The sequence below is a fragment of the Streptomyces sp. NPDC090083 genome (genome assembly GCF_044747445.1).
Lineage (GTDB): Bacteria > Actinomycetota > Actinomycetes > Streptomycetales > Streptomycetaceae > Streptomyces.
This window is the reverse complement of record NZ_JBIVED010000009.1, coordinates 319,628-332,304: the sequence shown is the minus strand read 5'-3', so window position 1 is coordinate 332,304 and position 12,677 is coordinate 319,628. Positions and strand designations below refer to the sequence as shown.

12 protein-coding genes are annotated in these 12,677 nt (G+C 72.0%); 8 read left to right on the top strand and 4 right to left on the bottom strand.

Annotated features, from left to right (window positions below; all coding sequences use genetic code 11):
* The first annotated feature begins 30 nt into the window (after positions 1-30).
* The 6 genes from ACIPTO_RS30135 (at position 31) to ACIPTO_RS30110 (ending at position 7,142) form a co-directional block, all read left to right on the top strand.
* Positions 31-1,389 (top strand): CAP domain-containing protein, encoded by a 1,359-nt coding sequence (locus tag ACIPTO_RS30135; RefSeq protein WP_401197314.1) that lies wholly within the window; start codon positions 31-33, stop codon positions 1,387-1,389.
* Between the two features lie 66 nt (positions 1,390-1,455).
* Complete coding sequence (locus ACIPTO_RS30130) at positions 1,456-2,133, top strand: AIM24 family protein (RefSeq protein WP_366325088.1); 678 nt, start codon at positions 1,456-1,458, stop codon at positions 2,131-2,133.
* A gap of 160 nt (positions 2,134-2,293) precedes the next feature.
* The gene (locus ACIPTO_RS30125; RefSeq protein ID WP_401197311.1) at positions 2,294-3,253 is read left to right on the top strand and encodes a threonine/serine dehydratase; all 960 of its coding nucleotides are present in this window, start codon (positions 2,294-2,296) and stop codon (positions 3,251-3,253) included.
* Positions 3,254-3,592: 339 nt separating this feature from the next.
* A complete protein-coding gene (locus tag ACIPTO_RS30120; protein WP_401197308.1) occupies positions 3,593-5,242 on the top strand; it encodes a protein kinase in 1,650 nt (549 codons plus the stop codon).
* Positions 5,243-5,366: 124 nt separating this feature from the next.
* Complete coding sequence (locus ACIPTO_RS30115; protein WP_401197443.1) at positions 5,367-6,389, top strand: hypothetical protein; 1,023 nt, start codon at positions 5,367-5,369, stop codon at positions 6,387-6,389.
* Between the two features lie 105 nt (positions 6,390-6,494).
* Complete coding sequence (locus ACIPTO_RS30110) at positions 6,495-7,142, top strand: DUF2238 domain-containing protein (protein ID WP_401197441.1); 648 nt, start codon at positions 6,495-6,497, stop codon at positions 7,140-7,142.
* 58 nt (positions 7,143-7,200) lie between these two features.
* Here the strand turns inward: ACIPTO_RS30110 and ACIPTO_RS30105 are convergent, their stop codons facing one another.
* Entirely contained in the window at positions 7,201-8,184 is a 984-nt protein-coding gene (locus tag ACIPTO_RS30105) for an aldo/keto reductase (protein ID WP_401197305.1), read from the bottom strand.
* Between the two features lie 135 nt (positions 8,185-8,319).
* Between ACIPTO_RS30105 and ACIPTO_RS30100 the strand changes: the two genes are divergently transcribed.
* The gene (locus tag ACIPTO_RS30100; protein ID WP_401197302.1) at positions 8,320-10,062 is read left to right on the top strand and encodes a cholesterol oxidase substrate-binding domain-containing protein; all 1,743 of its coding nucleotides are present in this window, start codon (positions 8,320-8,322) and stop codon (positions 10,060-10,062) included.
* Here the strand turns inward: ACIPTO_RS30100 and ACIPTO_RS30095 are convergent.
* Genes ACIPTO_RS30095 through ACIPTO_RS30085 form a run of 3 tightly spaced genes read right to left on the bottom strand, consistent with a single transcriptional unit; the run spans position 10,059 to position 11,591 of the window.
* A complete protein-coding gene (locus tag ACIPTO_RS30095; RefSeq protein ID WP_401197299.1) occupies positions 10,059-10,724 on the bottom strand; it encodes a dihydrofolate reductase family protein in 666 nt (221 codons plus the stop codon). The two genes, ACIPTO_RS30100 and ACIPTO_RS30095, sit on opposite strands and share 4 nt — an antisense overlap.
* A complete protein-coding gene (locus tag ACIPTO_RS30090; protein WP_401197297.1) occupies positions 10,724-11,245 on the bottom strand; it encodes an SRPBCC family protein in 522 nt (173 codons plus the stop codon). The genes ACIPTO_RS30095 and ACIPTO_RS30090 overlap by 1 nt, the downstream gene beginning before the upstream one ends.
* On the bottom strand, positions 11,229-11,591 hold the full coding sequence (locus tag ACIPTO_RS30085) for an ArsR/SmtB family transcription factor (RefSeq protein ID WP_401197294.1): 363 nt from the start codon (positions 11,589-11,591) through the stop codon (positions 11,229-11,231). Before ACIPTO_RS30085 ends, ACIPTO_RS30090 begins: the two co-directional genes overlap by 17 nt.
* Before the next feature lie 135 nt (positions 11,592-11,726).
* Here ACIPTO_RS30085 and ACIPTO_RS30080 point away from each other — a divergent pair, with 135 nt between their 5' ends.
* The gene (locus ACIPTO_RS30080; RefSeq protein WP_401197291.1) at positions 11,727-12,665 is read left to right on the top strand and encodes a squalene/phytoene synthase family protein; all 939 of its coding nucleotides are present in this window, start codon (positions 11,727-11,729) and stop codon (positions 12,663-12,665) included.
* Positions 12,666-12,677: the final 12 nt, after the last annotated feature.

The following is a 12,677-nucleotide window of genomic DNA, read 5'->3' as shown; positions in this document are numbered from 1 at the left end:
CCACCGGGCACGAACAGCGAGGGCGGTGGCATGAACGAGCTGGTGGCGGGCGCGAATCTGCCCCTGCCCGGCCGCGCGCTCACGCTGCGGGTGCCCGGCCCCTTCGACCTGTCGGCGCTCATCGCCGACGAGAGCGGCAAGGTCGGCGGCGACGCGGACTTCGTGTTCTACAACCAGCCGACGGCACCCGGAGCGCGCCTCCAGGGCGACACCCTGACCGTCGACCCGGCCCGGCTGCGCACCGGCGCCGCGCGGGTCACGGTGGTCGTCAGCCCCGCCGATCCCGGCACGTCCCTGGGCCGCCTGCCCGCACCGACCCTCCACGTGGCCGACACCGCGGGGCGCTCCCTCGCCCGCTTCACCCCACCACGCCCCCAGCAGGAGACCGTCCTCCTCCTCGCCGAGCTGTACCGACGCGGCACCGGCTGGAAACTTCGCGCACTGGGGCAGGGGTACGCCGACGGGCTCGCGGGCATCGCGCGGGACTTCGGCGTGGACGTCATGGAAGACGCCGAGCCCGCGCCCTCACGACCGATGTCCGTGCCATCGCCCCCGGTGTCCGCGTCCTCGACCCGCCCGCTCCCCCGCCCGGCCCCGGCCTCCCCCGCGTCCGACCCCACCGGCTTCCTCACCCTGGTCAACTCGGCCCGCGCCGGCGCCGGTTCACCGCCCGTCTCCCTCGACCCCCGGCTCCTCTCCGCCGCGCAGGCGCACGCCTCCGACCTGGCCGCCGCCGGACGGCTCAGCGCCGAGGGCCGCGACGGCACGTCCGTGTACCAGCGGGTCCTGCGCGCCGGTTACCCGTACCTCACCGTCGGCGAGCACCTGGTCTCCGGTCCGCGCACCCCCGCCGAGTTCGTCGACTACTGCCTGCGCACCGAGCAGCCCCGGCAGACGCTGCTGGAGCGGGGCTTCACGCACGCGGGACTCGCGCAGGCCGCCGATCCCCGTTCCGGTGACGTCTACTGGACGGCGCTGTGGGCCCGGCCGCTCACCGCGGACGGCCTCGCCAACACGGCGGAGGAGGTGGCCCGGCTGACCAACGCGGAGCGCGCGAGGGCCGGGCTGCGCGCGCTCGCCGCGGACCCGCTGCTCGGCGCCGCCGCGCAGGGGCACAGCAGCGACATGGTGGCCCGCGCCTTCTACTCGCACACCTCCCCCGACGGCTCCCAGCCCTGGGACCGGGCCGCGGCGGCGGGCGCGCGCCGACGCACCATCGGCGAGAACATCGCCTGCGGTCAGCGCTCCCCCGCCGAGGTGGTGGAGGGCTGGATGAACAGCCCCGGCCACCGCGCCAACATCCTGAAGCCGGACTTCACCCACATAGGCATCGGCTTCGCGGGCGGTGGACAGATGGGCACGTACTGGACGCAACTCTTCGGTGCCTGACCGCGCGGGACGATCAACCCGCCCCCGATCTTGGCGGAATGAGATCTTCCGGGTCAGGATGCCCGCATGAAGGGTGATCTGTTTTCCAGTGAGCACATGGTGCAGCCGGCCACCGCGCCGGGCATGACCGTAGAGAACGCCAAATGCATCAGATACGCGGTCAACGGCGAGATGCTCGCCCGCCAGGGGGCGATGATCGCCTACCGCGGCAGCCTCCAGTTCGAACGCAAGGGCCAGGGCGTGGGCGGCATGCTCAAGCGCGCGGTCACCGGTGAGGGGCTGCCGTTGATGGCGGTGCGCGGCCAGGGCGAGGCGTGGTTCGCGCACGAGGCGCAGAACTGCTTCGTGGTCGAGATCGACCCCGGTGACGAGTTCACCGTGAACGGCCGGAACGTCCTGTGCTTCGACGCCTCGCTGTCGTACTCGATCAAGACGGTGAAGGGCTCCGGCATCGCGGGCGGCGGCCTCTTCAACAGCGTCTTCACCGGGCAGGGCAAGCTGGGTCTGGTCTGTGAGGGCAATCCGCTGGTGATACCCGTCTCGCCGCAGTACCCGGTGTTCGTCGACACGGACGCGGTGGTCGGCTGGTCGGCCCACCTCCAGACCTCGCTGCACCGCTCCCAGTCCATCGGCTCGATGCTGCGCGGCGGCTCCGGCGAGGCCGTCCAACTCATGCTCCAGGGCGAGGGGTTCGTCGTCGTGCGACCGAGCGAGGAGACCCCGCAGAAGGCGCAGCAGCACTGAGGCACCGGCGGGCGGTCGCACGGCCTCGCCGTCCGCTTCCGGCTACGGGTCCGGGTCCAGGGCCGGATCCGGGTCCGAAACGTGTTGACCTGCGCGTCCCTCGCAGGTCAGGGTCGATGCGGCACGGCTCACCAGTCCCCGTGCCGAGAGGATGACTGCCTTGATCGGCATCTCGGACATCGAAGCCGCCGCCGAGCGGATCGCCGGACACGTCGTACGCACACCCACCGTGGGGAGCTTCGGTCTCTCGGAGCTGCTCGGGGTGCCGGTCACGACCAAGCTGGAGCTGTTGCAGCGCACGGGTTCGTTCAAGGCGCGCGGGGCGACGGCGAAACTGCTGTCGCTGAGCGAGGGCGAGCTGGCCGCCGGAGTGGTGGCGGTCAGCGGCGGCAACCACGGGATCGCGCTCGCGGTCATGGCGGCGGCGCTCGACGTGAAGGCGACGGTGGTCATGCCCCGTTCGGCACCGGCGCGGTCCATCGCGCTGGTACAGGCGACGGGCGCGTCGCTGCGGCTGACCGAGGACATGCCGAGCGCGTTCGCGCTGGTGAAGCTGTTGCGGGACGAGGGGCTGACGCTGGTCCACCCGTTCGACGACCCGGTGGTGATCGCCGGGCAGGGCACGGTGGGCCTGGAGTTCGCGGAGGACGCCGGTGACCTCACCGACGTCCTGGTCAGCATCGGCGGCGGTGGCCTGATCGCCGGGATCGCCGCCGCCCTGCACGCCCGGCGCCCCGGCGTCCGGGTCTGGGGCGTGGAGACCGAGGGTGCCGTGGCCATGACCGAGGCGCTCGCGGCGGGCGGACCCGTGCCGGTGACGCCGTCGTCGATCGTGACCACGCTCAGCGCACCGAGCGTGTCGCAGCTGACGTACGACCATGTGTCGGCCCTCGTCACCGAGGTGCTGACCGTCCCCGACCGGGAGGCCGTGCGCGGGTGTCTCGATCTCGCCGAGCACGCGAAGGTGTGGACCGAACCCGCGGCGGGCTGTCTGCTGCCCGCGGCCCGGCAGGTGCTGGAGCGGGTCGGCGACAGCGCCCGGCTCGGCCTCGTGGTGTGCGGGGGCAACGCGACCGTCGGGGACATCGCGGGCTGGTCGGACGAGTTCGGACTGCGCTGACTTCCTGTCAATTGACTTCGGCGATCGAATCGTTGACGAGAATCACGACGAAGTTGTCGACAAACACTGGTGCATTGGACGTCTTCGGGTCGCCGTTTACCGCTGGTTACCACCAGGTCCACCGCTGGCATTCCGCCACGGACACCTCCGTGGCGAATTCCGCCGGGCCGGGACACGAGCGGCGACCTGGGAGCTCCTCGCGACCGCCCTTTCTCGCACACCCGCTCACCGCCGTTGAATAAAAGGCAGAAAACACCGGGGAATGGGGCTTCCTTTGAACGCAGCCCGCCACATCCGCCGTACTTCTGTGAAAGGTGAGAACCAGGGGTTCAGCGAGGGATGGCCATGGTCGAGACGCACGTCTCCGCAGACGAGTTGGTGGCCGGCAGATACCGGCCCATGGAGGTCGCGCACAGCGAGACCAACCAGGTCTCCTGGTACGGCGAGGACACGATCGCCGAACGCCCCTGCCTCCTCACGCAGGTGACCCTGCCCTCCGCCCCGGAAGGGGAGGGCACCGGACGGACCGCCGCCGGTGTCCTGCGCACCACCGAGACCATGGTCCTGCTCGCCCCCACCCGGGTCGCCCCGGTCGTCGACGCCGTCGAGGACGGCGGCACCCTGTGGACCGTCACCGACTGGATCGACGGCACCCCGCTCGGCCAACTCCTCGCCCAGCAGGGCACGTTCCACTACGTACGGGCCGCCCGCATCGGACTCGAACTGCTCGACATCCTGGAGGCCGCGCACAGCGAGGGCATCACCCACGGCGAACTCAGCCCCGGCCAGGTCTTCGTGCGCGACCAGGGCGGGGTCGTCCTCACCGGCTTCGGACTCGCGGGCGCCACCCTCGCCCCGCGCATCACCGCCCCGTCGTACGCCTCGCCGGAACAGGCACGTGATGAACGCATCGGCCCCGCCGCCGACCTGTGGGCGCTCGGCGCGATCCTCTACACCCTGGTCGAGGGGCACCCGCCGTTCCGCGACCGGGGCCGTCCGGAGGCGACGCTGAAAGGCGTGGACCGGCTCCCGATGCGCGGCCCGTCGCGGGCCGGGCCGCTGGCGCAGATCGTGCAGGGGCTGCTGCGCAAGAACTCCCGCGAGCGGCTGACCCGCCCGGTGGTCCGCGAGTCCCTCACCCGCATCCTCACCGACGACCCGTACGCCGACCGCGAGCCGGTCCCGCCGCACCTGCTGCGGCGCGCCTACTACGCCGTACTCGGCGCGGGCACCACCTGGAGCGGGCGGGGCATGGCCGCCGGGACCGCCCTCGCCGTCGGCACCGTCACGGTCGCCGTCCTCGCCGCGACCCATCAGCTCCCCGGCACCGAGACCTCGGCGGCCACCTCTCCGTCGCCGCCGCCGTCCGCCTCGGCCGCGGTCGGCACGCCGGGCGACAGCGTCGACGGTCACGCGGACTCCCCGTCCGCGACCCCCTCGCCCTCCTCCCCCGCCGTGCCTCCCGCCTCCGCGTCCGCCTCGCCCTCGGCCGACGCGTCGTCCTCGCCTTCCTCCCCTTCCGCGACCTCCGCGCTGCCCGCCGGTTTCCGGGTGTTCAAGGCCTCGCAGGGCTTCTCCGTCGCGCTGCCCACGGGCTGGAAGGTGGTGGAGACCCAGGAGGCGTCCGGCGCCTACCGGGTCACCTTCGGCGCCACCGGCGACCCCCGCACGCTGGCCGTGACGTACAGCACACAGGCGGGCCCGGACCCGGTGGCCGTCTGGCGGGACGACGTCCTTCCCGGGCTCAAGGAGACCGAGGGCTTCCAGCAGATCGGCGACATCAGGGCGACGACGTTCCAGGGCGACAAGGCAGCCGACCTGGAGTGGTTCTCCGGGACGGGCGACGACCGGGTGCGCACGCTCGGGCGTGGCTTCCTGATCGGCGGCGGGCGCAGTTTCTCGCTACGGTGGACCACGCCCGCCGACGCGTGGAACGACACCGCCAACCGCCAGGCCCTGCAGACCTTCTTCACGACGTTCCGGCGGTAATCGAACTGACGGCGCCGGCGACGACGCGAGGGCCGGGCGCTCAAACCAGCGGCAATGGGTGGATATAGGCTGCGTGTTCGCACCGAGCCTCATCACAAGCCCAGGAGAGTCCGCCTTGACCGTAGTGATCGACCAGGCCGAGACGTCTTTCACCGCCCTCGACGACGCCGGCCTCGTCGCCCGGGACGCGCACGAGTTCGGAGCCTATGCCCGCACCGGCGGCTGGGCGTTCGGCCTCAAGGTGGCGCGCAGCGTCCGGCCCGGCGGGCAGAGCGCGGACGAGACGCCGAAGGTGTCCGCGAAGGAATTCGCCGAACTCGCCGACTGCTCCCCCGAGCGCGTGATGCGCTACTACAAGGCCTGGGACCGGGCCGCGGACGACGGTCTCGTCCCGCACTTCGAGGAGCTGGCCCCCGGCCAGGAGGTCGAACTCCCGGACGCCGACGTGTGGTTGACCTACTACGTCTCCCGCTCCAGCGCCACGTCCGAGCGCGGCACCGCCATCACCGAGGCCGCCGAGGCCGAGGGCATCCGTCCCACCAAGGCGCTGGAGGTCGCGGAGAACCCGACCGCGCTGCGCGCCGCGATCCTCGCCGACCCCTCCACCGCGCGGGCGGCCCGCCAGGCCCTGCTGGACCGCGTCCGCGAGGACCCCGAGCTGCAGTCCGAGCTGGCCCGGGACGTCGTCCGCACGGACGACCTGAAGAAGGCCGTGGCGACGGAGAGCCGCTCGGCGGACCGCATCGGGTACGTGCGGCAGATCGCCGAGTCGGGCCAGATCAAGACGCCCGCGGGCCAGACCGTCGACGCGCCCGTCGACCTGCGCCAGGAGGCCGAGCGGCACCTGTCCCTCCTCGACGAGCTGGAGGACGGCGAGGACAGCGGCGAGTGGGCCACCGAGGCCTACGACACGATGAAGAACCTGGTCGTCGAGGCGGTCGAGGCCGACCCCGAACTGCGGGTCCAGGAGAAGCGGACCAAGTTCTACAGCAGCCTCCAGAAGGCCACGAAGGCGTTCGAGGAGCTGACCTTCGACGACGCCCAGGACTTCTACGAGGACGACATGGTCCAGCGCCTCGAAGAACTCCAGCAGGCCATCGACAGCTGCCTCAGCGCGCTGCGCAGGAGCACCGCCCCGGCTGAGTAGCCGTACTCATGCAGCGCGTCGGGCCGTCGGACACGATGGGGCTCCTCACGACAAGGGAGCCCCATCGTGTCCGTTCCTGCTTCCCGGCGACGGCTGCCGGCCGTCATGGCCGCGCTGGTGGTCGCCGGCATGGCCGTCTCGGCCTGGCATCCGCACGACCGCACGACCTGGTTCCTGGAGACGGTGTGGGTCGTCGTCGGTCTCCCGGCGGTCGTCCTGACCTGGCGCCGCTTCCCCCTGACCGGCCTGCTGTGCTGCCTGCTCGCGGTCCACGCGCTGGTCCTCGCGGTGGGCGGCCACTACACGTACGCGGAGGTACCGGCGGGCGACTGGGTCCGTGACACGTTCGGTCTCAGCCGCAATCCCTACGACCGTCTCGGCCACCTCATGCAGGGCTTCGTACCCGCGGTCCTGGTACGGGAGGTGCTCTCCCGGACCTCGCCGCTGCGCGGCAGCCGCTGGCTGGCGCCGCTCACGGTGTGCGCGTGTCTCGCCTTCAGCGCCCTGTTCGAGCTGTTCGAGTGGGCGGCGGCCGTGATCGGCGGACACGGCGCGGACGCGTTCCTGGCCACTCAGGGCGATGTGTGGGACACGCAGTGGGACATGTTCTGCGCGCTGATCGGGGCCACGGTCTCGGTGCTGGTGCTGAGCCGGGTGCACGACCGGCAGCTGGCGCGGCTGGGGGTCATCGGGTCGTATCCCGCTGCCGTGCCCGTGTCGGCGGCACGAACCAGCACAGCGGGTACCGGATGACCGCCCGGACACCGGCCACGGCACACGGCCGTGCTGCTCCTTCAGGCGGAGCCGCGGCCTACCAGCGGCCCTCGACCTGCTCCTTGATCCGGCGGTCGTAGAGGTCCCGGATCGCGGTGAGCGTGTCCGGGGACAGCGCGGGCAGCTTCGCGGCGGACGCGTTGGCGCGGGCCTGTTCGGGTGAGCGGGCGCCGGGGATGACCGAGGTGACACCGGGCTGGTCGATGATCCAGCGCAGGGCGAGCTGGGCCGGGGTGTATCCCTCGGGGGCGAGCGCGGAGAACTCGGCGGCGGCCTCGACACCGGTCGTGTAGTCGACGCCGGAGAAGGTCTCGCCCTGGTCGAAGGCCTCGCCGTGCCGGTTGTAGGTGCGGTGGTCGTTCTCCGGGAACACCGTGTCCTTGGTGTACTTGCCGGAGAGCAGGCCGGAGGCGAGCGGCACGCGCGCGATGATGCCGACGCCCGCAGCCTGGGCGGCCGGGAGCACCTGGAGCAGGGGCTTCATGCGGAAGGCGTTGAGGATGATCTGCACGCTCGTCACGTTCGGCCGGGCGATCGCCGTGAGGGCTTCCTCGCAGGTCTCGACGCTGACGCCGTACCGGGCGATGCGCTCTTCGGCGACCAGGGTGTCGAGCGCGTCGAACACCTCGTCCGAGGAGTAGACGGGCGTCGGCGGGCAGTGCAGCTGCACGAGGTCGATGCGGTCGACGCCCAGGTTGCGGCGCGAACGGTCGTTCCACGCGCGGAAGTTGTCCAGGACGTAGTTCTCGGGGATCTGGTCGACGCGGCGGCCCATCTTCGTGGCGACCAGGACGTGCAGGTCGGGGCGGCCGCTCAGGAACGTGGCGATGGTCTGCTCGCTGCGTCCGTCGCCGTACACGTCGGCCGTGTCGAAGAAGGTGACCCCCGACTCCGCCGCCGCCTCCAGCACGGCGAGGGCTTCCTTGTCGTCGACGTCTCCCCAGTCGGCGCCCAGCTGCCAGGTGCCGAGACCGACGACGGAGAGCTGCTGATTCGACCTGCCGATTACACGTTCGTCCATGGGGCCAGTCTGTCATCGATCACCGACATGCGCGGATCGGGCTCCCCCGGCCGCGCCCCGCGCATCCTTCACTCGGACGGGTGAACCGGTTCGACAGGCTGCCTACTCGTGTCAACGCCGACCTAGCGTGTGCGCGTGACCGATCATGTGGTGAACAACCTCCTGTCAGGGAACGGAAGTTCCGCTCCCTGGACCCGTCGGGGCTTCCTCCGCTCCGCGGCGGCGCTGTCCGTCGCACCCGTCGCACCCGTCGTCCTGGCGACCGACCCGGCCGTCGCCGCGGCCGAACTGCCCGACTTCCCGGCCGAGGTGGGCCTGTACCGCTCGGCGTACCGGAACTGGGTCGGCGAGATCACCGCCGACGGGCTGTGGGCCTGCGCCCCGGCCGACGCCGACCAGGTGCTGTCCGTCGTCAACTGGGCCTGGCGGCACGGCCGGCGGGTCCGTCCGCGCGGCTCCTCGCACGGCTGGTCACCCCTGACGATCGAGGCCGGTACGGCGTCCGACGCGCCGGTGCTGCTGGTCGACACCGCCCCGCACCTCACCGGCCTGGCGCTGGACTCCCGTTCGGCCGTCCGCGCCTCCACCGGCGTCACCCTGGAGGCCCTGCTCACCTTTCTGGAGGGCCACGGCCTCGGCCTCACCGCCTCGCCCGCCCCGGGTGATCTGACGCTCGGCGGCGCCCTGGCCGTCGACGCGCACGGCACGGCCGTACCGGCGCACGGCGAGGAGCGGACGGCCGGGCACACGTTCGGTTCGCTCAGCAATCTGGTGCTGGAGCTGACGGCGGTGGTGTGGGACGCGGACACGGGCGCGTACGTGCTGCGGACCTACACGCGCGACGAGGCGGACTGCGCGGCGCTGCTCACGCATCTGGGGCGGGCGCTGGTCACCGAGGTTGTGCTGCGGGTCGGGGCCGACACGAACCTGCGGTGTGTGAGCCGCACGGACATCCCGGCCGGCGAGTTGTTCGCGGCGCCCGGGTCCGGCGGGCGGACCTTCGCGAGCTTCCTGGACGCGTCGGGGCGGGCGGAGGCGATCTGGTTCGCGTTCACCGAGTTCCCCTGGCTGAAGGTGTGGAGCGTGGAGCCGACCCGCCCGCCGGCCTCGCGGCACGTCTCGTCGCCGTACAACTATCCGTTCTCCGACAACGTGCCGACGGTCGTCGCGGATCTCGCCGGGCGGATCGTGTCCGACGCGGCGTGGTATCTGGCGCCGGTGCTCGGCAACGCCCAACTCACGGCCGCCGCGGCCGGGTTGACGGCGACGTTGTCGGCGGACATCTGGGGGCCGTCGAAGAACACGCTGCTGTACGTCAGGCCGACGACCCTGCGGGAGACCGCGAACGGGTACGCGGTGCTGACCAGCCGGGCCCAAGTGCAGCGCGTGGTCCATGAGTTCACCGCCTTCTACAGGAAGCGGCTGGCCGCGTACGCCGCGCTCCGCCGGTTCCCCGTCAACGGCACCGTGGAGATCCGGGTGACCGGCCTCGACCGCCCCGCCGACACCGAACTGCCCGGCGCCCGGCCGCCGTTGCTCTCCGCGCTGCGCCCGAGCAGCGAGCACCCCGAGTGGGACACGGCGGTGTGGCTGGACGTCCTGACACTGCCCGGGACGCCCCATGCGGAGGAGTTCCTGCGGGAGTTGGAGCGGTTCCTGCTGCGCTCGTACGACGGCACGGACGCGTTGGCCCGGGTCGAGTGGTCGAAGGGCTGGGCCTACACGGAGCGGGCCGGGTGGAGCGACGAGGAGGTGCTCGGCACGGTGATCCCGGGGTCGTTCGGGGAGGCGGTGTGGGGGTGGGCCGCGGGCACCTTCGACCGGCTCGACCCGCACGGGGTGTTCGGGAACGCCTTCCTGGACCGGCTGTTCGGCTAGCGCTTCGCGGTCGCACAGGTCAGGTGGGTCACCCGGGACGAGGCCTCCGAGCGGGACTGGGTCAGGGTGAGCCGGTCGGGGTCCACGTGGTCGAAGAGGCGGATGCCGGTGCCGAACAGTACGGGCGCGAGCGTGAGCGAGAACTCGTCGACCAGGCCCGCGTCCAGGTACCGCTGGATGGTCTCGGCGCCGCCGGCGATCCGCACGTCCCGGTCTCCGGCGGCCTCCCGGGCCCGGTCCAGGGCGCTCTCGATGCCGTCGTCGACGAAGTGGAAGGTGGTGCCGCCGGGCCGCTCCCACGGGTCGCGCGCGGTGTGGGTGACGACGAACACCGGGGTGTGGAACGGCGCTTCCTCCGGCCAGGACAGCTCACCGGCGTCGAACATGCGACGGCCCATGACGCTCGCGCCGGTGCGCTCGAAGGTCGCCCGGGCGATGTCGTTGTCGGTGCCCTCCTCGCCGCCCTCGCCGAGTCTCAGGTTCTCCCGGAAGAAGCGGAGCGGGAACACCCACGCCTGGAGCTCCGACCACTTGGCCAGCCAGCGCCGGACCCTCGGATCGCTCTGGCCCTCGGGCGAGAAGACGTCCTCGAAGGGCACGTCCTCCGGTGCCATGAAGCCGTCGAGCGACATCGTCACGCTGAAGAACACCTTGCCGGCCATCAGTCCTCGACTCCTCCTGGCGTGAACCCGCTTCGGGCGAGGTCGGCGACGTAGCCCGCCAGGTTGTCCAGCGTCTGCTCGCCGCCCTCGACGGCGTGGTACTTCTCCACGGCCTCGTCGCGGAGTTCCTTCGTGCGGAACAGCGTGCGCATCACGATCCGGGTCCGCTCGCCGGCCGGTTCGAAGGTCAGGGACGACTCGAAGGAGTTCGGGTCGTCGCGGTGCTCGCCGTGCAGCAGCGCGATCCGCTCCGGCGGGACGATCTCCCGCCAGGTGATCCACTCCTGGTAGTCGGTGCCGTCCGGCCCGTGCATCACGAAGTCCCATGCACCTCCGACGCGAAACGCGAAGGACCTGGTCGTGGTGGTGAAGCCCTTCGGTCCCCACCACCGGGACAGATGCCCGACCTGGGTGAACGCCTCGAACACCAGCTCCCGCGGGGCGTCGATCACCCGGGAGATCACGACCTCGCGGTCCGCGGTCACGTCCGCGGCCTCGCCGCCGCTACCTGTCGTCGTCATCGTGTGGTCCTTCCTGTCTGTCCCGCTTCAGCTCCTGGACGTAGTCGTCCAGCCGGCCGAAGCTCTCGTTCCAGAACCGCTCGAAGCCGCCGACCCATGCGTGGACCGGGCGCAGCCCGCTCGCGTCCAGGCCGTACAGCCGCTGTCTGCCCGCCTCGCGGACCGTGACGAGTCCGACCTCCCGGAGGACCCGCAGGTGTTTGGACGCCTGCGGCTGGGTCATCCCGAGGTCGCGCGCCAGGTCGGTCACCGGTCGCTCGCCGGACCTCAGCAGCACCAGGATCTCCCTGCGCTGCGGTTCGGCGATCGCGTTGAACGCGTCCGAGGTCGTCGCCGCTCGTGCCATGTCCCCATCGTATGCCCATATAGGCATGTGTCAACGCCCCGCCCGGCCGGACACCGGCGCCGTATCCCGCCCCGACTAGGCTTCCGAGGTCACTCGCCGTGTCCGACGGACGAGGACGGACGGACGAGGAGAGCCGTGACCCGCTGGTCCACCGCCCTGAGGACGGCGGGTGTCACCGACCCGCGGCTGCGGCGCGCCTACGACGCCCAGCGCCGGCTCGTCCGCAGGTTCGCGCCGCACGAATACGCGGCGGTACGGCTGCTGTTGCCGCCGGAACTGCATCCGCCGGCCGTCGCCGCGGTGGCCTACATGCACGCGACCGACGAACTGATCGACACCGGCGCCGTGGACGTCCGTACGACGGTGCTCGCCACCTGGGACGCCGAGACCGCGACGGCCCTCGACGGGAGTGAACTCCCCTCCGACGACACCCTGTTGGCGCTCCGGGACACCGTGCTCCGGCACCCCTTCCTGGCCGCCAGGGTGCGGGCGTTCCTCGACGGCGCCACGGTCGAGGCGCAGTGGACCGGCTTCGCGACGGAGGCCGACTTCCAGGCGTACGTGGACAGTTACGCGCTGCCCGCCCTGATGCTCACCGCGTCGCTGCTCGCGCCCGATCCGGACGCGGGACCCGACGATCCGTACGTCCGGGGGTGCCGGGCGCTGATCGAGGGACTCCAGCGCACCGACTTCCTGGCCGATCTCGCGGAGGACGCCGGGGACGGCCGTATCGGCATCCCGGAGGACGAACTGGTCCGGCACGGGCTGAAGTTCGAGGATCTGCGCAGCCGGTCCGAGGCCGCCGTGCCCGCGCTGGAGCGGCTGGTGCGCGAACAGGCCGACCTCGCCGAGGCCACGCTCCCGGAGGGCCGCACGCTGCCCGGTCTGGTCGCCACCGAGCACCGCCCGTTCCTCGACGCCCTGATCGCCGTCCAGGAACTGCGGCTGCGCGCGGTACGGCGTGTGGGCGGACGGCTCATCGGGCGCGGGGCGGACCCGGCGGTCCTCGCCGGCCTCGGGGTCCTGGCCCGGCAGTACCGGCGCGCACGGGCTGCACGGCGCCGGGTGCGCTAGGGCGTGTCCGGC

Excerpts from the sequence above, each read along its gene's own strand:
- ACIPTO_RS30135 (WP_401197314.1), top strand. The coding sequence starts at position 31 with ATGAACGAGCTGGTGGCGGGCGCGAATCTGCCCCTGCCCGGCCGCGCG.
- ACIPTO_RS30130 (WP_366325088.1), top strand. The coding sequence starts at position 1,456 with ATGAAGGGTGATCTGTTTTCCAGTGAGCACATGGTGCAGCCGGCCACC.
- ACIPTO_RS30120 (WP_401197308.1), top strand. The coding sequence starts at position 3,593 with ATGGCCATGGTCGAGACGCACGTCTCCGCAGACGAGTTGGTGGCCGGC.
- ACIPTO_RS30110 (WP_401197441.1), top strand. The coding sequence starts at position 6,495 with ATGGCCGCGCTGGTGGTCGCCGGCATGGCCGTCTCGGCCTGGCATCCG.
- ACIPTO_RS30105 (WP_401197305.1), bottom strand. The coding sequence starts at position 8,184 with ATGGACGAACGTGTAATCGGCAGGTCGAATCAGCAGCTCTCCGTCGTC.
- ACIPTO_RS30095 (WP_401197299.1), bottom strand. The coding sequence starts at position 10,724 with ATGGCCGGCAAGGTGTTCTTCAGCGTGACGATGTCGCTCGACGGCTTC.
- ACIPTO_RS30090 (WP_401197297.1), bottom strand. The coding sequence starts at position 11,245 with ATGACGACGACAGGTAGCGGCGGCGAGGCCGCGGACGTGACCGCGGAC.
- ACIPTO_RS30085 (WP_401197294.1), bottom strand. The coding sequence starts at position 11,591 with ATGGCACGAGCGGCGACGACCTCGGACGCGTTCAACGCGATCGCCGAA.